The organism is Nocardioides psychrotolerans (genome assembly GCF_900113685.1).
Lineage (GTDB): Bacteria > Actinomycetota > Actinomycetes > Propionibacteriales > Nocardioidaceae > Nocardioides > Nocardioides psychrotolerans.
This window is the reverse complement of the sequence record NZ_FOQG01000003.1, coordinates 41,587-63,526: the sequence shown is the minus strand read 5'-3', so window position 1 is coordinate 63,526 and position 21,940 is coordinate 41,587. Positions and strand designations below refer to the sequence as shown.

The 21,940-nt window shown below is 71.1% G+C and carries 19 protein-coding genes, 1 tRNA gene and 2 pseudogenes; 15 read left to right on the top strand and 7 right to left on the bottom strand.

The annotated features are described in order from the left end of the window. The first annotated feature begins 57 nt into the window (after positions 1–57). Positions 58–936, top strand: coding sequence for a metallophosphoesterase family protein (locus BM204_RS04685; protein WP_218031287.1), 879 nt, complete (start codon positions 58–60; stop codon positions 934–936). Here BM204_RS04685 and BM204_RS04680 read toward each other — a convergent pair. Next, entirely contained in the window at positions 920–2,785 is a 1,866-nt protein-coding gene (locus tag BM204_RS04680) for an Ig-like domain repeat protein (RefSeq protein ID WP_091110848.1), read from the bottom strand. The genes BM204_RS04685 and BM204_RS04680 overlap by 17 nt on opposite strands. 233 nt (positions 2,786–3,018) lie before the next feature. Here BM204_RS04680 and BM204_RS04675 point away from each other — a divergent pair, with 233 nt between their 5' ends. Beyond that, a complete protein-coding gene (locus BM204_RS04675) occupies positions 3,019–4,524 on the top strand; it encodes a DUF7059 domain-containing protein (protein WP_091110846.1) in 1,506 nt (501 codons plus the stop codon). 7 nt (positions 4,525–4,531) lie between these two features. On the opposite strand, the gene BM204_RS04670 is transcribed toward BM204_RS04675, so the two are convergent. From BM204_RS04670 to BM204_RS04660, 3 genes are read right to left on the bottom strand one after another with little or no spacing between them, the layout of a single operon-like run. Continuing rightward, positions 4,532–4,924, bottom strand: coding sequence for a type II toxin-antitoxin system VapC family toxin (locus BM204_RS04670; RefSeq protein WP_091110844.1), 393 nt, complete (start codon positions 4,922–4,924; stop codon positions 4,532–4,534). Beyond that, on the bottom strand, positions 4,918–5,160 hold the full coding sequence (locus BM204_RS04665; protein WP_091110843.1) for a type II toxin-antitoxin system VapB family antitoxin: 243 nt from the start codon (positions 5,158–5,160) through the stop codon (positions 4,918–4,920). The genes BM204_RS04670 and BM204_RS04665 overlap by 7 nt, the downstream gene beginning before the upstream one ends. A gap of 30 nt (positions 5,161–5,190) precedes the next feature. Next, positions 5,191–6,036: a hypothetical protein gene (locus tag BM204_RS04660; protein WP_091110841.1), complete on the bottom strand. Its 846-nt coding sequence runs from the start codon at positions 6,034–6,036 to the stop codon at positions 5,191–5,193. A gap of 236 nt (positions 6,037–6,272) precedes the next feature. Between BM204_RS04660 and topA the strand changes: the two genes are divergently transcribed. The 4 genes from topA to BM204_RS04640 all read left to right on the top strand — a co-directional run bounded on the left by topA (position 6,273) and on the right by BM204_RS04640 (position 12,447). Beyond that, positions 6,273–9,002 (top strand): type I DNA topoisomerase, encoded by a 2,730-nt coding sequence (topA, locus tag BM204_RS04655; protein ID WP_091110839.1) that lies wholly within the window; start codon positions 6,273–6,275, stop codon positions 9,000–9,002. A gap of 69 nt (positions 9,003–9,071) precedes the next feature. After that, positions 9,072–9,719: a dTMP kinase gene (gene tmk / locus BM204_RS04650; RefSeq protein WP_091110837.1), complete on the top strand. Its 648-nt coding sequence runs from the start codon at positions 9,072–9,074 to the stop codon at positions 9,717–9,719. Then, positions 9,716–10,864: a DNA polymerase III subunit delta' gene (locus tag BM204_RS04645; RefSeq protein WP_091110836.1), complete on the top strand. Its 1,149-nt coding sequence runs from the start codon at positions 9,716–9,718 to the stop codon at positions 10,862–10,864. The genes tmk and BM204_RS04645 overlap by 4 nt, the downstream gene beginning before the upstream one ends. After that, entirely contained in the window at positions 10,861–12,447 is a 1,587-nt protein-coding gene (locus BM204_RS04640) for an alpha/beta hydrolase (protein WP_091110834.1), read from the top strand. The genes BM204_RS04645 and BM204_RS04640 overlap by 4 nt, the downstream gene beginning before the upstream one ends. A gap of 49 nt (positions 12,448–12,496) precedes the next feature. On the opposite strand, the gene BM204_RS04635 is transcribed toward BM204_RS04640, so the two are convergent. Beyond that, positions 12,497–13,417, bottom strand: a complete 921-nt coding sequence (locus tag BM204_RS04635; protein ID WP_091110833.1) for a LysR family transcriptional regulator — start codon at positions 13,415–13,417, stop codon at positions 12,497–12,499. A gap of 109 nt (positions 13,418–13,526) precedes the next feature. Between BM204_RS04635 and BM204_RS04630 the strand changes: the two genes are divergently transcribed. The 3 genes and pseudogenes from BM204_RS04630 to BM204_RS23495 all read left to right on the top strand — a co-directional run. Next, positions 13,527–13,709: a hypothetical protein gene (locus tag BM204_RS04630; protein WP_091110831.1), complete on the top strand. Its 183-nt coding sequence runs from the start codon at positions 13,527–13,529 to the stop codon at positions 13,707–13,709. Between the two features lie 112 nt (positions 13,710–13,821). Continuing rightward, positions 13,822–13,894 (top strand) — tRNA-Thr (locus BM204_RS04625). Positions 13,895–14,082: 188 nt separating this feature from the next. Continuing rightward, positions 14,083–14,448 (top strand): annotated as a pseudogene (locus BM204_RS23495) (hypothetical protein); the annotation flags it as partial. A gap of 510 nt (positions 14,449–14,958) precedes the next feature. Here the strand turns inward: BM204_RS23495 and BM204_RS04620 are convergent. Continuing rightward, a complete protein-coding gene (locus BM204_RS04620) occupies positions 14,959–15,573 on the bottom strand; it encodes an N-acetyltransferase (RefSeq protein WP_091110829.1) in 615 nt (204 codons plus the stop codon). 378 nt (positions 15,574–15,951) lie between these two features. Here BM204_RS04620 and BM204_RS04615 point away from each other — a divergent pair, with 378 nt between their 5' ends. The 6 genes and pseudogenes from BM204_RS04615 to BM204_RS04590 all read left to right on the top strand — a co-directional run bounded on the left by BM204_RS04615 (position 15,952) and on the right by BM204_RS04590 (position 20,451). Next, a complete protein-coding gene (locus BM204_RS04615) occupies positions 15,952–16,368 on the top strand; it encodes a hypothetical protein (RefSeq protein ID WP_091110828.1) in 417 nt (138 codons plus the stop codon). Between the two features lie 20 nt (positions 16,369–16,388). Beyond that, entirely contained in the window at positions 16,389–16,910 is a 522-nt protein-coding gene (locus tag BM204_RS04610; protein WP_218031286.1) for a DEAD/DEAH box helicase family protein, read from the top strand. Beyond that, the gene (locus tag BM204_RS04605) at positions 16,907–18,715 is read left to right on the top strand and encodes a 1-acyl-sn-glycerol-3-phosphate acyltransferase (RefSeq protein ID WP_091110826.1); all 1,809 of its coding nucleotides are present in this window, start codon (positions 16,907–16,909) and stop codon (positions 18,713–18,715) included. The genes BM204_RS04610 and BM204_RS04605 overlap by 4 nt, the downstream gene beginning before the upstream one ends. 102 nt (positions 18,716–18,817) lie before the next feature. Beyond that, positions 18,818–18,919, top strand: a complete 102-nt coding sequence (locus BM204_RS22525) for a helix-turn-helix domain-containing protein (protein WP_170259228.1) — start codon at positions 18,818–18,820, stop codon at positions 18,917–18,919. Between the two features lie 37 nt (positions 18,920–18,956). Then, positions 18,957–19,277, top strand: a pseudogene (locus BM204_RS04595) (GNAT family N-acetyltransferase); the annotation flags it as partial. Positions 19,278–19,677: 400 nt separating this feature from the next. Next, positions 19,678–20,451, top strand: coding sequence for an alpha/beta hydrolase family protein (locus tag BM204_RS04590; RefSeq protein WP_091110821.1), 774 nt, complete (start codon positions 19,678–19,680; stop codon positions 20,449–20,451). Here the strand turns inward: BM204_RS04590 and BM204_RS04585 are convergent. Further along, positions 20,402–21,778, bottom strand: a complete 1,377-nt coding sequence (locus BM204_RS04585) for an ATP-binding protein (protein ID WP_091110820.1) — start codon at positions 21,776–21,778, stop codon at positions 20,402–20,404. The genes BM204_RS04590 and BM204_RS04585 overlap by 50 nt on opposite strands. Positions 21,779–21,940: the final 162 nt, after the last annotated feature.

Below are 21,940 nucleotides of genomic sequence, written 5' to 3'. Positions count from 1 at the left end.
CGGACTCCACCGGGACGGGCCTGCTGCGCTTGGCGGGGCCTTTGCGACGATGGGCGGGTGAGCGGACCCCTGGAGCGCATCGCGCTGATCTCCGACGTGCACGGCAACCTGACGGCGCTCGAGGCGGTGCTCGCCGACATCGAGGCCCGCGAGATCACCCGGATCTTCAACCTCGGCGACTACGTCGGCAAGGGCCCCCGCGGTCGCGAGGTGGTCGAGATATGCCAGGAGCGCTGCGAGGTCAACGTCCTGGGCAACTGGGACGACTTCCTGCCCGACCCGCACCGCAAGTACGACGACGACGCGCTGCGCTGGTGGGCCGGGCAGCTCGGCGAGGGCCAGGGGGAGTGGCTGCGCTCGCTGCCGTTCTGCCACGACGTCACGATGAGTGGCCGCCGGATCCGGTTGATGCACGCCTCGTCGGAGTCGGTGCACCGCCGTGTGCGCTACGTGCACGACGAGGCGGAGTTCCTCGGCCAGTTCGCCAACACGGCGGCAACGATCGGTGCGGTCGGCGACGGACCCGTGCCCGACGTCGTCGGCTATGCCGACTCCCACGACCCGTTCTACGAGACCCAGCTCGAGCGGCGCACGCTCTTCAACACCGGCAGCGTCGGCAACTGCATGGGCGATCCCACCCCGCTCTACGTGATCCTCGAGGGGGTGCTCGACAGCCTCGAGCCGGCGCCGTTCTCGATCGCGTTCGTGCGGGTGCCCTACGACGTCGAGGCCGAGCTGGCGCACGCCCTGGAGGTCAGCTGTCCGAGCCTGAAGGGCTACGAGGCCGAGCTGCGCCACGGCATCTACCGCGGTGCCGTCGAGCTCTTCGAGGCCGGTCGCCCGCTCACGGCCTACTATCACCTGCCCGGAGCGCCGCCCCGGGCCGAGCCCGGCGCCGCGCCCTCGGGCGGGGCGGGTGCTACCTCTTCCTCTTGAGCACCGTCAGGACGACCTTGGCCGACCGTGACGCTTTGGTGGCGGCGTTACCGCCGAAGGCCGCGGTCAGCGCGTGCTTGCCGGGCTTGAGCCTGGGCAGCGTGACCGTGCGGGTGCCGTTGTCGGCGCTGCGGACGGTGTAGGTCTTCAGCTTCCTCTTGCCGTCGAAGACCGTCACCTTGCCGGCCACCTTCAGGCCGGTCGCCGCGAGGGTGATCTTGAGCAGGCCCGCCTTGCCCTGGGCGATCCTCTTCTTGGGCAGGGCCAGCTTGGTGCGCGAGGCGACCTTGGCGACCGCCACCGGGGCGGTGGCGGCACTGCCGGGGGCGTAGCCGACACGGTTGGCCGTGACCAGGACGGCGAGGTTGCGGCCGGCCTCGGCCGGCTTGACGATGTACGTCGAGGCGTTGGCGCCACTGATCGGCGCGCCGTTGGCATACCACTGGTAGCCGAAGGTCGGCGTCGGCGTGCCCGCCCACGTGCCGGGCTGGACGGTCATCAGGTTGCCGGGTGCCGCATTGCCGCTGATCGACGGGGTGGTCGACGCGGTCAGCGCGTCACCGAGCTTGGCCAGGACCGGGCGGCTCGAGGCCGTCCCGGTGGTGCTGCCGGTCTTGGTCCCGGTCGCCCTCAGCGAGATCTGCTTGCCGAAGTCCTCGCCGACCAGGAGGTAGGTCTTCTGGACGGCGCCGGGGATCGCGACGCTGTTGCGGAGCCACTGGTAGGTCGTGGTGACACCCTCCTTGACGCTCCACTCCGGGTCGGTGCCGGTCAGCACGGTGCCGACCTTTTCGGCGCCGCTCACGGTGGGAGCGGCGGCCGCCGTGATGGCCCCGGGGTCGGCCGGGGCGATGCCCAGGGCGCTGGTGATTGCGGAGACGACCGGCAGGCCGGCCAACGTGCCGGTGATCAGCGCGGAGAGCTCGGTGCCGGCGAGGTCGGCGCCGGGGCTGAAGGAGAGTCCGGTGGCTCCGGGGATCGGGATGCCGTTGCTGAGCCACTGCACGGTGGTCGTGACGTCGAGCAGGTTCCACTCGATGGGGGTGAGGGCGATGACCTCACCCACGACGGGGAGGCCGGTCAGGGTCGGGATGGCGAGCAGGGCGAGCAGGTCGCCTGGCTCGGGAGTCCCCCCGCCGCCACCCGAGGGCAGCGGGATGTCGAGCGCGTTGGTGAGCACGGCGACCGGCAGGACGCCGAATAGCGAACCGGTCACGAGCGCGGTGATCTGGCTGCCGGCATCGCCCGCGGTCGGGGTGTAGGACGAGCCGGTGGCCCCGACGATCGGGATGCCGTTGCTCATCCACTGGTTGGAGTTGCTCACTCCCGGCAGGCTCCAGACGGGGCCGGTCAGCGTGAGGAGCGAACTGACGCCGGGGACGCCGGAGAGGACCGGGAGCACGTCCGCGACGAGAGCCAGCGGGGCAGGAGTCCCTCCGCCACCGCCGGGAAGTGGGATCGGGAGTGCGTTCGTGAGTGTCGAGACCGGCAGGAGACCGAGGAACGAGCCGGTCACCTGCGCGCTGAGGTCGTGCCCGGCGTCCGCGACGACGGGTGTGTAGGTCGGGCTGGTGGCGCCCGGGATGGCCGCGCCGTCGCGCAGCCACTGGAAGGAATTGGTGACGCCGATCAGGCTCCACACCGGGTTGGTGAGGGTGAGCACCGAGCCGACCCCTCCTGCGCCGTTGAGCACGGGCGGTTGGAGTGCCAGGAGCTCGAGAAGGACCTTCTGCTCCTGCGTCGGCCGCGGAGCAGCAGCCTGCGCGGTGGCGGCGGTCGCGATGCCGGCCCCCGAGGCGATGACGCTGGTGGCCACGGCCGCGCCGAGCCCGCGCTTGAGACGGTGCATTGGGTTTCCCTCCCCATAGGGCGCCCCAGTACCCGTCCCAGGCCGCACGTGTGTTCCCCCTCCACCGATGCTAGGAGCCGTCTGCGGAACCTGCAGGAGATCGTTCCGATCCGGGCGCCCGACAGGGCTAGTACGCCCGAGCGGCCCCCGACGCCTGGTCCGAACGGGTGGGGACGGTCATCCGATCGGACCATGCCGCTCGTGGCGGGCCGCGTGGCCTCTAACCTCGGCCCGTGACCTCTTCTGCCTCTGCCGCCACCGACCTCCCGGCCCGTCTGCGTGCCGCCCTCGAGCTGGCCGGCTTCACCTATGACGGGGTCGCCGACGTGCTGGGGTCCGAGGGCCACGCCGCGCTGATGCGCAACGAGACCACCCCTGCTCGCCGTCGTACGACGGGTGGCAGTGCCGTCGAGACGCTGGCGCGACTGTTCCTGCTGCAGGCTCCCGTGCCGGTCGCCGACGCCGAGGCGGCACTGCCGGGGCTGCTCGACCGGCTGACGGCCGAGGGCCTGGTCGAGCAGTCGGTGAGCGAGGTCGCCGCTCGCCTCGACATCCGTCCCTATGCGACCGACGACGAGACGTTCTGGGTCGTCAGCGACCTGACGCCCGGTCTGGACGGCGGCCCCCAGCGGGTCGGCGCCGACCACGTCCTCGGGATCAGCTCGGCCTCGACCTCGCTGGCCCAGCTGACGATCCGCGAGCCGGTGGCCCGCGCGCTCGACCTCGGCACCGGCTGCGGTGTGCAGGCGCTGCACCTCGCCGGCCACGCCGGACGGGTGGTGGCCACCGACGTCAACCAGCGCGCGCTGAGGCTCACCCGCTTCAACGTGGCGCTCAACGGGGTCGCCGACCGGGTCGACGTGCGCGACGGCTCCTACTTCCAGCCGGTGGCCGGCGAGCGCTTCGACCTGATCGCGACCAACCCGCCGTTCGTGATCTCGCCGGGCACGGGCGAGCGTCTGGTCTACCGCGACTCCGGGCTGCCCGGTGACCGGGTGGTCGAGGACATCGTGCGTGCCGCACCCGATCACCTCACCGAGGGCGGCTGGTGCCAGGTGCTGGCCAACTGGGTGATCGCCGAGGGACGCCCGTGGGACGAGCGGCTCTCCGAGTGGCTGGTCGGCGACTGCGACGCGCTGATCGTGCAGCGTGAGGTCGTCGACCCGTCGGTCTACGTCGAGCTGTGGCTCAAGGACGCCGGCCTGCACGGCTCGCCGGACTACCTGCGCCGCTATGACACCTGGCTGTCGTGGTTCGAGGAGCAGGGCGTCGAGGGCATCGGCTTCGGGTGGATCAACCTGCGCGCCTCCGGGTCCGCGTCCGGGTCCGCGTCCGCGTCGGGGTCCGCCGGAGTGGTCAGCGACTTCCTCGAGTGGCCCTACGACGTCGAGCAGCCGATCGCCCCCGCCATCCACGCGTGGGGCGAGGCGCTCCGCGACGAGGTCGACCTGGACACCCACCTGGTCGCGCGCCCCGACGTACGTCAGGAGACGGCGGGGCCGGCCGGCGCGGAGGACCCCGAGACGATCGTGCTGCGCCAGCAGCGCGGGTTCCGGCGGGCGCGGCAGGCCGACACCGTGGAGGCGGCGATGGTCGGTGCGAGCGACGGTGAGCTGAGCCTCGGGCAGATCCTCGACGCGGTCGCGACCCTCACCGACGCCGAGCCCGACCTGGTGCGCGACGCCTACCTCCCGGTGGCCCGCGAGATGGTGCGCGAGGGATTCCTCGAGGTGCCGTGACCTCCCATCAGTCGGCCGGCGAGGCGACGACGACGTCGGTGTGGGTGAAGTCGTCGCCCTTGAAGAGCAGCGGCGCACCGCTCACCGTCGCCAAGGCGTAGGAGAAGCAGTCGCCGAGGTTGAGGCGGGCCGGGGAGCCAGATCCCTTGCCGAACCGGGCGTAGGCCGCGCGCGCGGCGCGGGCGTGGTCCGCGCCGAAGGCGACGACCTCGGCCGCGCACGCCTCGAGGAGCTCGTCCAGGTCGCCGTGCCGTTGCTCGCCGACCACGATGGCGGCTTCCACAGCCGTGGGAGCTGCGATGGTGACCCGGTCCGCCTGCGCGAGTGCCGCGGCCCACGTTGCTGCGTCGGCCTCGTCGCGCAGCACGGCCACGATCACCGACGAGTCGAGGACTACCACGGCAACCCCCGCTCGTCGTAGAGGTCGTCGTCGGTGAGGACGGGACCCGGGCGGGCCGCGGAGCGACGACCGATCTCGAGGAGCCGCTCGGCGAGCCCGTCTCGTCGTGCCCGGTCCCGCTCGGCTGCTTCCTCCAGGGCCTGTCGCACCGCACGCGTCATCGAGGTCCCGCGCCGGGCGGCGAGCGCGGCGGCGAGCCGGTAGACCTCCGGGTCCTTGATGTTGAGCGTCGGCACAAGCCCGATTCTACCGTCCACGGTAGAAAGTTATGCGGCTTGGGCGGCCTGCGCCACCAGGGCCTGTTCGCGCACCCGGACCAAGTGGCGCCGCACGCCCGAGACCAGCAGGTCGGACCGCCCTGTCAGCAGGAGGTCCGGGAGCCCCGAGGGTCGAAAGCACGTCCGGTTGCGCGAGCGCAGGCCCCACAGCGCGTCCTCGACCTCGGCGTGGTTGCCCGCGAGCGACGCCCCGACCGCCAGCGCCTCGCGCACCTCCTTCATCCGCACCGAGCCCTGGGGCCCGAACAGCCCGTTGGCCTTGCCGACGACCCAGCACAGCGTGCCGGCGAGGTGCTGCGGCGAGCGCGGACGTCGTACGACGTCGGGCCGGGCCTGCCAGACCAGCGCGAGCGCCCGGCGCAGGGCGATGCCGAGCTCGTCGGCCTGCGCCGGCCCAAGAGCGTCGGTCAGCACGGTCGCAGCGACGCCGTCGAGGTGCTCCACGGTCTGCGCGAGACGCTCCCGGTCCGCGGGGTCGGACGCCTCGGGTCGATCATCGACGTCGACGAGCGGAGCGGCGTCCAGCTCGTGCACGCCCGCCCGCCCTCCACACGCGTCCTCGAGCCACAGCAGCGCCCGCTCGTAGGGCGGCGCCTGCGGGGGAGCCGGCGGCGCCGCGTGCCGTCGGGCCTCGCGGTCGAAGTGCTCGGCGTGGGCCTGCCACGGGGTGCCCTCCACCGGCTCGGTCCAGGTGTCGACGAGCCGGCCGTCGACCAGGACGAGGTGGCGCAACCGGTCCTGCCAGGCAGGGTCGGACGCGTAGTGGTCGTGGAGGATCGCGCGAGACCACACCTGGGGGTCGAAGCGGTCGGGGTCGTGCGTGTCGTCGTACATCGGGGGGCACCTCCGAGTGGAGCGGTCGGGGATCGAGGACCTCACGGTGGCACGCCGCGGGGACATCCGGCGGCCGTCCTCCACAGGCCTCCCGGCGGGCCCCGCCGAACGTCGACACGTCATCCACGGGCATCACCGGAAGTCGGGGCGTTGGACAGCACGCGCTACCGTGATCGGCCGTGAGCCCTTGTTCCCCCCGCTCACTCCTCTCGCAGCAGTAAGGAAATGGCAACGCAGTGGTACACAAGTTGGTGATCGTCGAGTCCCCGGCGAAGGCCCGCACCATCGGCGGCTACCTCGGTGACGGCTATGTCGTGGAGTCCTCCATCGGACACATCCGCGACCTGCCCAACAACGCAGCCGACACCCCGGCGAAGATCAAGGACAAGCCCTGGGGCCGGTTGGCCGTCGATGTCGAGAACGGGTTCACGCCCTACTACGTCGTGCCACGTGACAAGAAGTCGCACATCTCCAAGCTCAAGAGCCTGCTCAAGGACGCCGACGAGCTCTACCTCGCCACCGATGAGGACCGCGAGGGCGAGGCGATCGCCTGGCACCTCCTCGACGAGCTGAAGCCCCAGGGCATCCCGGTGCACCGGATGGTCTTCCACGAGATCACCAAGGCCGCGATCCTCACCGCGGTCGAGAACCCGCGCCAGATCAACGGCGACCTCGTCGAGGCCCAGGAGGCGCGCCGGATCCTGGACCGCCTCTTCGGCTACGAGGTCTCCCCGGTGCTGTGGAAGAAGGTCATGTCCGGCCTCTCGGCCGGCCGCGTCCAGTCCGTCGCCACCCGCCTGGTCGTCGACAAGGAGCGGGAGCGGATGAAGTTCCGCCTCGCGTCCTACTGGGACCTCGAGGCGACCTTCGATGCCGGCAGCAAGCACGACCAGCGGATGTTCCCTTCCAAGCTGCACTCCATCGACGGCACCCGCGTCGCCCGCGGCTCCGACTTCGGCCAGGACGGCCTGCTGAAGGACGCGTCCAAGGTCGTCCACGTCGACCGCACCCGCGCCGAGGCCCTCGTCACCAGCCTGCAGGACTCGACGTACGACGTCCGCTCGGTCGAGTCCAAGCCCTACAAGCGCTCTCCCTACGCGCCGTTCCGCACGACGACCCTCCAGCAGGAGGCGGGCCGCAAGCTCGGCATGACCGCCTCGGTCGCGATGTCGGTCGCGCAGCGGCTCTACGAGAACGGCTTCATCACCTACATGCGCACCGACTCGACCACGCTCTCGGGCGGTGCGGTCGAGGCCGCCCGCTCGCAGGTGCGCGAGCTCTACGGCGCCGACTACCTGCCGGACACGCCGCGCGTCTACGCCTCCAAGGTCAAGAACGCGCAGGAGGCCCACGAGGCGATCCGCCCCGCCGGCGAGTCGTTCCGCACCCCGGCCCAGACCGGGCTGACCGGCGACCAGTTCCGCGTCTACGAGCTGATCTGGATGCGCACCGTCGCCTCGCAGATGAAGGACGCGGTCGGCCAGTCGGTCTCCGTGCGCCTCGGCGGCACGTCGGCCGGGGGCGAGGACGTCGTGTTCTCCGCCAGCGGTCGCGTCATCACCTTCCACGGGTTCCTGAAGGCCTACGTCGAGGGCACCGACGAGGGGGCGGCCAAGGACGACCAGGAGACCCGCCTCCCGGCGCTCGTCGAGGGCGACGCCGTCTCGGCCGCGTCCGTCTCGGCCAGCGGTCACGAGACCAAGCCCCCCGCCCGCTACACCGAGGCCACGCTGATCAAGGAGCTCGAGGAGCGCGAGATCGGTCGCCCGTCGACGTACGCCGCGATCATCGGCACCATCCTCAACCGCGGCTACGTCTACAAGAAGGGCACCGCGCTGGTCCCGGCGTGGCTGGCCTTCTCGGTGATCCGGCTGCTCGAGGAGCACTTCGCGCGGCAGGTGTCCTACGAGTTCACCGCCGAGATGGAGGACGTGCTCGACGACATCGCCGGTGGCCGCAAGGACCGGGTCTCCGAGCTCGGCGAGTTCTACTACGGCTCCGAGAAGTTCAAGGGCCTCTACGACCTGGTCCACGAGCTCGGCGACATCGACGCCAAGGAGCTCGCGACCTTCCCGATCGGCGACCCCGAGCTGGGGATCAACCTGCGCGTGGGTCGCTACGGCCCCTACCTCGAGGGCCCGGACGACGAGGGCAACCCGGTCGGCAAGCGGGCCAACGTGCCCGACGACCTGCCCCCCGACGAGCTGACCATGGAGAAGGCCGTCGAGCTCTTCGCCAACCCGGCCGGCGAGGAGATCCAGCTCGGGGTGCACCCCGAGACCGGCCTCCAGGTCGTGGCCAAGAACGGCCGCTACGGCCCCTACGTCACCGAGCTCCTGCCCGAGGACGCGAAGAAGAACGACAAGCCCCGCACCGGCTCGCTCTTCAAGTCGATGTCGCTCGACACGATCTCGCTCGAGGACGCCCTCAAGCTGCTCTCCCTGCCCCGCGTCGTCGGCAACGCCGAGGACGGTGAGGAGATCACCGCGCAGAACGGCCGCTACGGGCCCTACCTCAAGAAGGGCACCGACTCGCGGTCGCTGACCGCCGAGGACCAGCTGCTCACCATCGGTCTGGACGAGGCTCTCAAGATCTACGCCCAGCCCAAGCAGCGTGGCCGTGCCGCGGCCGCGCCGCCGCTCAAGGAGCTCGGCAACGACCCCGTCTCCGGCCAGCCGGTCGTGGTGAAGTCGGGCCGCTTCGGTGAGTACGTCACCGACGGCGAGTTCAACGCCACCCTCCGCAAGGACGACTCCGTCGAGTCGATCACCCTCGCCCGCGCCGCCGAGCTGCTCGCCGACCGCCGCGAGCGCGGTCCGGCGAAGAAGGCGCCTGTCAAGAAGGGCGCCGCCAAGAAGGCCCCGGCCAAGAAGGCTGCTGCGAAGAAGACGACCACGAAGAAGGCCGCCACCAAGAAGACGGCGGCCAAGAAGACCACGACGAAGGCTGCTGCGAAGAAGGCCTGAGGGCGGGTTCTGGCCGCCCCCCACCCACCCGGACACCGATGTGTCGGCGCCGTCTCGTAGGTTCGGCGCGTGACCAGCGGCGGCGTCTACACCTCCACCGGGGTCTTTGTCTGCTTCGAGGGCGGCGAGGGCTCCGGCAAGTCCACCCAGTCGCGGCTGCTGCGCACGTGGCTCGAGGAGCGCGGCCACGACGTGGTGCTCACCTTCGAGCCCGGTGACACCCCGGTCGGCCGGGAGCTGCGCCGCATCGTGCTGAGCCCCGAGACCGGTGTGCTCGCCGACCGCACCGAGGTGCTTCTCTACGCCGCCGACAAGGCCGAGCACGTCGAGACGCTGGTGCAGCCCGCCCTCGACCGTGGTGCGGTCGTCGTCACCGACCGCTACGTCGACTCGACGCTGGCCTACCAGGGCGCCGGTCGCGCGCTCGCGGTCGACGAGGTCGAGCAGGTGGCCCGCTGGGCGACCCACGACCTGCGCCCCCACCTGAGCGTCGTGCTCGACCTCGAGCCGGCCGCGGGTCTCGGGCGCTTCGAGGGACGTGACCGCATCGAGGGGGAGTCGCTGGAGTTCCACCAGCGCGTCCGCGCGGCCTTCCTCGCCATGGCCGCGGCCGACCCCGAGCACTACCTCGTCCTCGACGCGCGCGGGACGGTCGACGACCTCGCCGGCGCCGTACGATCCCGGCTCGAGCCGCTCCTCGCACAGGCCGCGCGATGACCGTGTGGGACCAGCTCGTCGGCCAGCAGCACACGGTCAAGGCCCTCTCGACCGCGGTGGCTGGCCACGGCATGACCCACGCCTGGCTCTTCACCGGGCCGCCCGGCTCCGGCAGGTCCAACACCGCGATCGCCTTCGCCGCCGCGCTCCAGTGCGAGCAGGGCGGCTGCGGGGTGTGCCACGAGTGCCACACGGTTCTCGGCGGCACGCATGCCGACGTGTCGGTGATCCGCACCCAGAAGCTCTCCATCGGCGTCGACGAGGTCCGCGACCTCGTACGCCGGTCCGCTCTCGCCCCTGCCGGGCGGCGCTGGCAGATCATGATCGTCGAGGACGCCGACCGGCTCACCGACCAGGCGTGCAACGCGCTGCTCAAGGCGATCGAGGAGCCGACGGTGCGCACGCTGTGGATGCTGTGCGCCCCCACCGTCGAGGACGTCCTGCCCACGATCCGCTCCCGCTGCCGCCTGGTCACGCTGGCGACGCCGACGACACCCGAGGTGGCGGCGTTCCTCACCCGCATCGACGGCGTCAACGACGCGCTCGCCTCCTACGCCGCGCGGGCCAGCCAGGGCCACATCGGCCGGGCCCGGGCGCTCGCCCACGACGAGGCGACCCGCAACCGCCGCCGCGAGATCGTGTCCCTGCCGACCCGCCTGACCAGCCTCGGTGCCTGCATGACGGCCTCCGCCAACCTCGTGGAGGTGACCAAGGAGGAGGCCGACGCGATCACCAGCGAGCTCGACGCGCTGGAGAAGACCGACCTCGCCACGTCCTACGGGGTGGTGGAGCGGGGGCGCCGCCCCAGGGAGTACGCCCCCGCCCTGGCCGCGCTCGACAAGGCACAGAAGACCCGCGCCAAGCGTCGGCACCTCGACGTGGTCGACCGCGGGTTGATGGATCTCGTCTCGGTCTACCGCGACGCGATCGCTGTCGCGGTCCGGGCCACCGGAGCGCTGGTCAACGAGGAGATCCGCGGTGACGTCGAGAAGGTCGCCGCGACCTCGACGCCCGAGCTCAACCTGCGCCGGATCGGCTGGATCTTCGAGGCTCGCGAGCAGATGCTCGAGTTCAACGTGCCGATCGCCTTGGCGCTGGACTCCATGATGGTGGCACTGAAGGTGCCCGAAGGGAGCAACAGGTGAGCAGGACCGTCCGAATCGTCGTCATCGTGCTGCTGGTGCTCGCGCTGGCGGGCGCCAGCGCCCTGGCCGGGCTCTCGGTCCTGCTCGGCAACGACTCCGAGGGCGGGTCCTCGTCGGGCTCGTCGGGCTCGTCCGGACCGGCCGTCGTGGTCACGACCGCGCCCGCGCCCGGGGCCACGGAGCCGCCGAGCCCCGAGCTGGCGGCCTTATACTCCCAGAGGATCGCGTGGGAGGCCTGTGGCGACAACCAGTGCGGCACCCTCGAGGTCCCGATCGACTACCGCGACGCCGGCGGCGAGACGATCGGGCTGGCCCTGGTCAAGGTGCCCGCCGCCGACCCCGATGCCCGCATCGGCTCGATGGTCGTCAATCCCGGCGGCCCCGGTGCGTCCGGGGTGGCCTACGCCGAGGCGGCCGACCCGGTCTTCCGGTCCCCGATCCGCGAACACTTCGACGTGGTCGGCTTCGACCCCCGCGGCACGGGCGCCTCCGACCCCGTGGACTGCCTCACCGACGACGACATGACGGCGTTCCTCGCGCTGGACCCGGACCCCGACGACGCCGGGGAGGAGCAGGAGCTGGTGGGCGGCCTGCGCTCCTTCTTCGAGGGCTGCGTGGCCAACAGCGACGCCCTGGTCGGCCACGTGACGACGGCCGAGGCCGCGCGCGACATGGACGTCCTGCGCGCCGCGCTGGGCGAGGCGACCCTCACCTACTTCGGCGCCTCCTACGGCACCAAGCTGGGCGCGACCTACGCCGAGCTGTTCCCCGCCAAGGTCGGCCGGCTGGTCCTCGACGGCGCCGTGGACGTGGCGCTGTCCTCGCGCGAGCAGAGCCTGGGCCAGGCCGGTGGTTTCGAGGTGGCGCTGCGGGCGTTCGTCGACAACTGCGTGGCGGAGACCGAGAGCTGTTTCCTCGGCGACTCCGTCGAGGCGGGCCTGGTCACGATCAAGGGCCTGCTCGACGACATCGATGCCCAACCCCTGCCGACCTCCGACGGGCGTGAGCTCACCGTCGGCAGCGCGTTCTACGGCGTGGTGACCCCGCTCTACAACCGCGACTACTGGTATCTCCTGAGCCAGGGCCTCAGCACCGCCCTCGCGGGTGACGGCACCACGCTGATGCTGCTCGCGGACGCCTACGCCTCGCGCCAGGACGGGCAATACCTCGACAACAGCACCGAGGCGATCTATGCGATCAACTGCCTCGACGATCCCTACGCGATCGGGCCGGGCCAGGTCGAGGCGCAGGTGTCGGACTTCGAGGAGGCCTCCCCGACCTTCGGGCGCCTCTTCGCCTGGGGGCTGGTCAACTGCGGCGACATCCAGGTCGAGTCCTCCGAGCCGCCGCTGGACATCCGCGGTGAGGGCGCTGCCCCGATCCTCGTCGTCGGCACCACGCGCGACCCCGCCACGCCCTACGAGTGGGCCGTCGGGCTCGCCGACCAGCTGGCCACCGGGGTGCTGCTCTCGCGCGACGGCGACGGCCACACCGCCTACAACGCCGACAACGAGTGCATCGACGCCACGATCGAGGCCTACCTGATCGACGGCACGGTGCCGGAGGACGGGAAGTCCTGCTAGGGAGACCGGGAGCACGAGCGAAGCGAGTACTCCCCATGGAATGACGACGTCATCTCACGGGTTCGGCGATGGCCTGGATCCGGGCGGTGGCCAGCTCGATCATCAGCTGGGCCGCGGGGCTGAGCGTGGCGCCCGAGCGGTGCACGATCGCGAAGTAGTCCCACTGGCGGGGACGCAGCGACACGAAGCCGGCGTTGGGTGCCAGCCGCGGCAGCAGCTGCTCGGCCGCACCACGGGGCAGCACCGAGTCGGCGAGCCCCATCCCGACCAGCTCGACGGCGATCTCGGGGTCCTCGACCTCGATGCGGGTCTGGGGGTTGAGGCCGGTCTCGTGCAGCATCCGACGCAGGATGATCCGCACGGAGTCGTCGGCGCGGTAGGTCGTGTCCGGCATGACCAGCGACGCCTTCGCCAGCCGCGCGGCGGTCGCCGGTGAGGTGAGCCGCTCGGGGTCGGCGCTGATGTAGACGAGCTCGTCGCGCGCCACCGGGATCACGTCCATCCCCTCGCTGGTCACGTTGGGGATGGCGACCATGGCCGCCTCGAGCCGCCCTCGCCGCAGGTCCTCCTGCACCTCGGTCGAGTTCTGCCCGACCAGCTCCACGCGGACACCGGGGTGCCGCGCGAGCACGTCGGCGACCAGGCCGGCGCCGGCATAGAGGCGGGCCACGCCGAACATCCCGAAGCGGATGGTGCCGGTCTCGAGTCGTCGTACGCGTTGGGCGGCGAGCCGCGTCTCCTCCGCCGCAGCGATGGTGCGTTCGGCGTGCGGTCGCAGGGTGTCGGCCACCGTGGTGGGTACGACGCCCCGCCCGACCCGTCGGAACAGGCTGACCCCGAGGGTCTTCTCGAGCCCACGGATCTGCTCGGACACGCTCGGCTGGGCGTAGCCGAGCTCCTCGGCGGCCGCCGTCAGCGAGCCGTGCTCGTAGGTGGCGAGGAAACAGCGGAGCTGATGCAGTGAAAGCATAGGAATCTCCTTGAGAACCAGAAGGAAAGAGAGGCTACCCCTTTGCCTCACGGCGACGCACACTTGGTCCTGTCACCGTTGTCTGTCCTCTGAGGGAGGGTCCTTACAAATGTTCGCGCACACCTGCACCGCATGCTCCACCCGTTACCTGATCTTCCCCAGCCAGGTCACCGGGATCCGCAACTCCGACGAGGGCATCACCCTCGACTTCCTCTGCTGGTGCGACGCGCCGCAGAGCCAGCTCACGGGCAAGGCCGCTGGCCTGCGCAGCCGCGAGACCGTGGCTGCCTGACAGTCCCTCCCGGGCTCCATCGCCGGGGTGACGCGCCGGTTTCGCGCTCTGCGGGGCTGCTCCGTATACTTCCCCGGGTTGCCCGGCAGGTCCTGACTGCGCCGGGCAGCACGCCGCCTTAGCTCAGTCGGTAGAGCATCTCACTCGTAATGAGAAGGTCGTCAGTTCGACTCTGACAGGCGGCTCACCTCAAGGCCCCTGACCTGCAGCGATGCAGATCAGGGGCCTTCGTTTTGGGGTCGAGTTGACGCCAAGTCAACAGAAGGTCAACAGAAACTCCAAGGGCTGCGAGCCACGGCGACTTCCCTGACCTCACTTCCGCGAAGTCGGCACGGTCAGATGTTTCGGGACGTAGCGTCCCTGAGTGCCGCTCATGCTCTTTCCCGACAGCTCGAAGGACATCTCGACGGCTGCCGTCGCCTGCCCTCACTGTGGCCGCCCCAGCGCATCGGTCGTGCGTACGCCGCGGCAGCTGAACCTTCGACAGACGGTCAGGCGTGCCTCCGGCGTGGCGATCGCGATCGTCCTCTCCGCCGCGGTCGGGGGAGGGCCGGGGATCCTGATGGCCATGGACAGCGTTCGCAGTGGCCGGCGCATGGCTCGTGCGCCAGTCACGGCAGCAGTAGATCCCTCAACGCCGGGGCACCGCGAGCACCGGGTCGTCGAGCACGAGCTCGACCGCGACGTCGTGGCCGTCCACGTCGAGGGTCACCGGATCGAGGTCAAGCGGGGATCGCTGGACGGCAAGGTGGTCAATCTCCAACCCGAGTACGACGACGTCGCGCGGGTCGCAGGTCTCCTGGGGGCTTCCGGTGGTGGAGGTGCTTCGCGAAGCGACCACCCTGGGCGAGGCGAAAGGACGCGGCTTGTGAGGGCCTGTTGCTCGGCCGCAGAACCGCCCTACTGCCGGGCCTCCGGGTCAAGCAGGGTGGACGCGACGTCGCCCGTCGCCCGTCGCCCGTCGCCCGTCGCATGCTCAAGTGCGGATGCGCTCGGGCACACGGTGCGATCAGCCGATCAGCCGATCAGCAGCGTGAGCAGGAACGCGAGGACCGGTCCTGCGAACAGGAAGATGAGGCCCACCATCTCCTCGCGCGAGTCGTCACGGACGGTGGTGGGTGAGGTCGTGGCCATGATCTAGATGCTCACCCCTTCAGTGGCACCTCAAACACGCCAGTCGGCGATGTGACGCGCTTCATCCATGACCCGGCCACCGGGCGGTCCCAGCGTGACCGCTGGGCTAGTCGGCTCACCCCGAAGAGGTTGGTGGGTCAGGAGGGTCACTCGGTCGTCGCCGCACCACACGCCGCCGCAGAGTGGGGGAGGCCACCACCTCGTAGCCGGCCTCGAGAAAGACCTGCACCAGTCCGACCGACGCCTCGTCCCAGATCACGGACCGGCCAGGCGGCGGCTCGATCGGGTAGCCCTCCAGGACCACGGCGCCGACCTGTCGGCCGTACTCGACGGTCGCTGCGGCGAGCTCATAGGTCAGCCCTGCTTGTCGCCATCCTTTGCGCACGACGAAGCAGGTCACTGACCAGACGCCTTCCATCTCGGGGTCCATCCGCATCCACGCCTGCTTCCGGCTCCACAACCTGGGGTAGCTCGCACGCTGCTCGACCGCCACCCAGCCGGCCGGCTCGCCGTCGACGTACCCGATCAGCCCGGACGTCGGGCCGCCGGTGCCGCAGGCGGTCTGCTCGAGCAGCGCGGCGTCCCTCTGCTCCTGGGTGGTGTCACGCCAGATCCACCCCGGCACCTTCAGGGCTTGGCAACGGCACTTGTGGGCGCCTCCCGTGGCGAACACCGCCTCGACGTCCTCGACCGTTGCTTGGTTGGCGGGGAGCCAGGTGAAGTCGGACATGCAGCGACCCTAGGACACCGGTCTCGGAGAGGAGGGGCCATTGGGCACTACCGTCCCCGGGGCTGCGGAGCGCACCTGAGGAGCCGGCATGGACAGCCACGGCAGACACACCAGGACTCCCTTCCTTCGCGTTGCTGCCCCAGCTCTCGGCCGTTGCCGAGACGGCCCACATCGACCCGGCTGCGCTGTCGCGCGGGCCCGACCCTGCGGTGGTGCACCTGGTGCGCGACACCATCAGGGACGGCGACCTGATGGTTCCGGCGGCCAGGCGGGGTGAGCACCAGGCCCTGTGGGTCGTCTCCGGCGGCTCCCTCGTCCGCGACCACGACGTCGGCCCTCGCGGATGGACCCGAGTGGTCTTCATCAGTCGGACGCGAGATGTCGCATGCCACCCTGGTCGCCCTCACCGACCGTCGTGCCCTCATCGGCAGACGTGCCGGCTGGCACCGTCCCGCGACGGTGTGGTGGGACCTCGAGCGCGACCGGCTCAGTCGCCTCTACGCGCAGGCCGCTGTGGGCGTCGACGTCCGGCACGACAGGGTCGTCTTCGCGCGGCCCAGCGCAGGGGAGTTCTGCAACCGGGCCACCGTCATCGGGCGCCTCGACTGGGACACGGCCTGGGAGGACGACGCCCACTTCCTGTCCCTGGCCCAGAGCGACACGGGCAAGGCCGCCATCATCCGTTGCGACCTCGCCGGAGCCTGCGAGCGCGCGAGCAGGATGTGGGACATCCCCGTCTCCTCGGAGCCTTCGGTGTACTACGTGAGGCCGCCGGTGGTCCTGGCCACTCCGTGACAGGGACGGACACTGCTCAGATGGGTGTCCGCAACTACCTGGTGGAGGGGGTCTCCGGAACGGGGAAGACCTCGGTGTGTGAAGAGCTGGAGAGGCGTGGCCACCGGCCCGTCCACGGCGACAGGGAGCTGGCCTACCAGGGCGACCCCGTCACGGGTGAAGCAACCGACACTGCCGTGCACCAGCACCACATCTGGGACGTCGCTCGGGTGCGGGCGCTGGTGGAGGACGACCAGGCGCCGTTCATCGACCTGTTCGACGAGGTCTTCGTCCTCGACGTCGATCTCGAGACCCTGCACCGGCAACTCGACCAACGTCCGCAGGGCGGGTGGGGCTCGACGCTGTCGGAGCGCGATCTCGTCGTCCGGCTCCACCGGACCAGGGAAGACATCCCGGAGACCGGCACCGTGATCGAGGCGACGACGAGACCGCGTCCGCGAAGCCGGCACCTGACAAGCCCGACAGCCCCCAGGTGTGGACCCCGTCCCGGTAGAGGAGGTCACGGTGCGACCCTGACGACCACCGCTAAGGTGCACGGATGAGTGACGTCGATCACGAGCGGCGGGCCGTGGAGCTGGTGATCGGGTCGCAGCAGTACGCCGAGGCGCTGGCCGGCCTGGTGGAGCGGACCGAGCGCTCCGAGGCCGACCTGAGGAGCGACTCGCAGGCCGCCCTGACCGAGATGTCGGCGTACGTCGACGAGGCGGCCTCCCGCGTGTGGGACCGCATGGGTCGGTGGCTGACACGCTCCTACGAGGTCGACGTCGACACCAGCGGGCTGACGGAGCTGGTTGAGCTGGGGCGTCGGCACTCCTTGGTGTTCCTGCCCAACCACCGCTCCTACCTCGACCCGCTGGTCCTGCGCGCAGCCACGGCCGGGCACGGCCTGCCCAGCAACTACACCCTGGGCGGGATCAACCTGGCCATGTGGCCGCTCTCGGAGCTCGGCAAGCGCAGCGGACTGATCTTCATCCGCCGCTCCACGCGTGACGACCCGGTCTACCCGGCCATGCTGCGTCTCTACCTGGGCTTCCTGCTGCGCCAGCACGCCAACCTCGAGTGGTACTTCGAGGGGGGTCGCACCCGCACCGGCAAGCTCCGACCTCCGAGGATGGGGGTGCTGCGCTATCTCGTCGACGCCTTCCGGGCCAACGGTGAGGACGCCGACGACGCCTACCTCGTGCCGGTCTCGATCGTCTACGACCAGCAGCACGAGGTCTCGGCCCTGTCCCGGGAGGAGAGCGGCGGGAGCAAGGCGCCGGAGAGCCTGACCTGGCTCTACCGCTTCGCCCGCGCCCAGGGACGACGACGCGGCCGCGTCCACGTGCGGTTCGGCCCGCCGCTGTCGCTGCGTGAGGCCCTGACCGATGCCGGGTCGCGCGCCGAGACCGACGACCTCACCGAGGTGGTGCCCCGCGTCGCCTTCGAGGTGGCCCACCGCATCAACGCAGCGACCCCGATCACGCCGGCTGCTCTGGTGACCTTCGGGCTGCTCGACAACGACGGCCGCGCGATGACCCTGGCCGAGACGCTCGCCGTCCTCGAGCCGCTCGTGGCCTACGTGCGTCGACGCCGGCTGCCGCTCACCGCCGACGTCGACCTCGGACGCCCCGAGGGCCTGCGCAGGGCGCTGGCCACGCTCGTGCGCGAGGGCGTCGTGGTGGAGTACGCCGGCGGGCTCGAGCCTGTCTACGCGATCGCGCCCGACCGGCAGCACGAGGCGGCGTTCTACCGCAACACGGTCACCCACTACTTCATCGACCGCGCGATCCTCGAGGTGGCCCTCGTCCAGGCCGCCGAGGAGGATCCGGCCTCTGACGTGGACGTCGTGGCTGCCACCTGGACGCGCGCCCTGGCCCTGCGCGACCTGCTCAAGTACGAGTTCTTCTTCGCGACCAAGGGCGAGTTCGACACCCACCTGCGCTACGAGACCGAGCTGGTGCGTCCCGGCTGGGCCGAGGAGAGCGCCACTCCGAGCGAGGTGACCGAGCTGCTCGCCGGCTCCCACCTGCTCCTGGCGCACCGCGTGATCGGACCGTTCCTGGAGGCCTACTCGGTGGTGGCCGACCGGTTGGTCACCCGCGAGCCGGCTGCGCCCCTGGACAGCGACGGGCTGATCGCCGAGAGCCTCGGGGTGGCCCACCAGCGGTGGTTGCAGCAGGACCTCCACTCACCGGAGTCGATCTCCAAGGACCTCATGGGGGGTGCGCTCAAGCTCGCCGGCAACCGCGGCCTCCTGGGCCCCGGGGGTGACGAGCTCCGCCGGTCGCGCCAGGACTTCGCCGACGAGCTGGGTGCGGCTGTCGCCGCCATCGCCGTCGTCCGCTCCTGTGCTCTGACGACCTGATCGCGGGTGTGCCGGACCCTGAGGCCCGGCCCACCGGCCCCGATGCCGCAGGCCTCACGGCAGCGACGCGGCCCAGGGTTGGCGGGCGCCCAGCTCCAGACGGTGAGCTATCGCCTCGGCCGCATCCGCGAGCTGACGGGGCGCGACCCGCGACACGGCTGGGACCGTTCGGTGCTCGAGGTGGCGATCATCGGGAGCCGGTGAGCGCGGGAGCCCGACCGTCGGCGGCGACGACTTCGAGGGGCAGGGCATCGGCGGAAAGCTCGTCCGCCACGCCCTCAACGACGCCCGCTCGCACGGCCTCCGCGTGATCCCCACCTGCTCGTTCGTGAAGGGCTACGTCGAGAAGCACCCGGAGTACGCCGACCTGGTCGGCCCGGTCGGCCCGGTCGGCCCGCTCCGGTCGGCCCGCTCGGCCCGCGACCAGCGCGTGCGCTCGCGCCGCTGCTCTCAACTGACGGCAGCGAACGGCACCGGGAAGTCGACGACGGTCTCCTGGCCAGGTGTGATCGACCGACCACGGTCCCTCAGGTCAGGTAGGACGGCAACGTCCTGCGCATGACTGCCTCGGCGTCGCGACGATCGTGTCGATGACGTCGCGGCAGCTGGCGGCCTCGTCGATGAGGCCCTGGGTCTGCTGGGCGGGTCGACGGCTACTACGCCGACGAGAGCAAGGACCGCGTGCCGGTCGCGACCCGGGTTGTCCGTCAGCTCGGGAGCCCTCGACCCCGCGACGCGAGCGTCAAGCGGTGGTCGCGGAGCTCGTCCTGGGCATGCCTCGGGGCTCGACCAGGGCACCTACGCGCGGCGTCTCGGGACCTCGCGGACCCGACTGAACTCCAACCTCAGGGGCAGGACCGTCCCCTTGGCGACCGTCATGGTCCGAGCGCGGCGCATGGCCGCTGGCTCCTGAACGTCCAGCGGGAGGGTGGACGCTGCCCGGTGGTGGAAGAATCTCCAGGGTGACGGTGCAGGTGAGGTTCCCCAGCACGAGCGGGCCCGTGCTCGCTGGGCTGATCGACGAGCCCGAGGGGGACGTGCGCGGCTGGGGGGTGTTCTCGCATGGGTTCACGCTCGGCAAGGCGAGTGTCGCCGCGAGCCGGATCTGCAAGCAGCTGGCCCGTGAGGGCATCGGCATGCTCCGCTTCGACAACCTCGGCCTCGGTGAGTCCGAGGGCGACTGGGGCGACGGCTCCTTCTCGCACAAGGTCGCCGACACCGCCCAGGCCGTGAGGTTCATGAACGACCGGGGACACGACGTAAGGCTGCTCGTCGGGCACTCCTTCGGTGGCGCGGCGGTGATCGGCGCGGCTCACGAGGTCGACTCCGTGCGCGCCGTGGTCAGCATCGGGGCTCCCTTCGAGCCGGGCCACGTGGAGCACAACTACGACGCCCTCGTCGATCGGATCCTTGCCGAGGGTGAGGCCCCGTTTCTCATCGGCGGCAAGGCGCTGACGTTGCGGCGTCACTTCATCGAGGACGTCCGCGCCGCCGACATGGAGGACGAGATCCGGACCCTGCGGCGCGCACTGCTGGTGATGCACGCTCCGACGGACAACACGGTCGGCATCGCCAACGCGAGCGAGATCTTCCGGGCGGCTCGGCACCCGCGCAGCTTCGTCTCCCTGGAGGGCGCCGACCACCTGCTGACCGGTCGGGACCAAGCGGTCAGGGCAGCGCGCATCATCAGTGCCTGGGCGGATCCATACCTGTCGGAGCAGCGGGACCAGGCGTGAACTCGGCGACGAACAGGCGCCGTCCGGTGGCGAGGGGGCGAGAGACCACCGTCATCTCGCGCGTCGCCTCCTGGCCGTCGGCGAGGACGACGGGCACGGTGATGGCGTGGCCGAGCAGGGGGGCGCGGCCGTTGACGACGTGCAGCGTCGTGCCGGCGATGTGTGCCTGTCGGTAGCGCGGCGGCACGATGCAGGTGACCGCACGCCCGACCAGGTCACCGGCGTCCTCGTAGCCGAGCACCGCGAGCGCGGAGGGGCTGACAGCGACGATCAGGCTTGCGTCGTCCGTGGCGAGCAGGGCCTGCGGCGACCCGGACACCTCGGTGGAGTCCCATCCCTCGATGCCGCTGTCCGGCCCTCGGGGCCCCGCGGTCCGGTGCGGCTCCGGGGCGCTCCAGCTCCTGGGTGGCCGGCCGCTCCCTGACTGCTCGGTCACCTCCACGCACAACCAGTGCGACATCGCCCGGACCTCCGGCTGCGTGGGCGGCACCAGGAGGTGGTGGGAGGCCGCCAGGTGCAGGGCGTCGCTGATCAGCTCGTCGAGGACCGCGAAGTGCGCGACGGACCGGCCCGGCACCCGCAGGGTCATGGACTCGATCGACACGTGGGGCTCGAGGGCGTTGGCCATCACCGCGTCCGGGTCTGCTCCCAGGTCCGGGACCGGCACCTGCTCGTGGAGGATGTTCATGGCGTCGCTGGCCCGGGCGTGTCGCTCGAGGATGGTCGGGTCCTCGTCCAGCTTCACCAGCAGGTGCTCGCGCAGCAGCGCGGACGCGTGCTCCTGCCAGGCGGCGTGCATGAGGAGCGGGACGTTGCGCAGCTCGACCTGGGCGACGTCCTCGGCCGCGAGCTCCGGGGCGGTGAGGGATGGCCGGGCGCCGGCGAACGGAGCTCCCTGCGGGTCCTCCATCTCGACCCAGACCACCTTGCCCTGGCCGAGCCTGAACGTGCTCCAGCGCGTCACGAGGCTCTCGATCAGGTGCAGGCCGCGTCCGGTCCCCGAGGACGTCGAGTAGTCCCTGCGGACGGGTGGATGGGCGCTGTCGTCGGCGACATCGACCCGGAGCCCGGAGCCACTGAGGGCCAGGGTGAGGTGGACCTCGCCACCCGCGTGGACCAGGGCGTTCGTGACGAGCTCACTGACGACCAGCACGGCATCGTCGGTGAAGGCCTCCATCGGCGTCGCACCCAGGAGCGTGCGGACCATGCGGCGTGCGAGCCCGACGCTGGCTCCGTCCGGTGGCAGGACTCGCACGACACGCGACGTGGCTCCCCCGCCGTTCACCGCGGCCTCGTCCCCGGGCTGCCGGTACTCGATCGACAACATCGCCGAGGCGTCGCGAAGACGCTCCCCGGTCCAGTAGCGCCCCGGGGAAGGTCGGCTCCGACCGACACCACGCCGGCCCCGGCGCAGCTCGCCAGCCGGAGGGACCAGCCGGGCTCTGCGAGGGTGCCGTGCCAGAGGCCCGAGAAGAGGGTCGCCGAGACG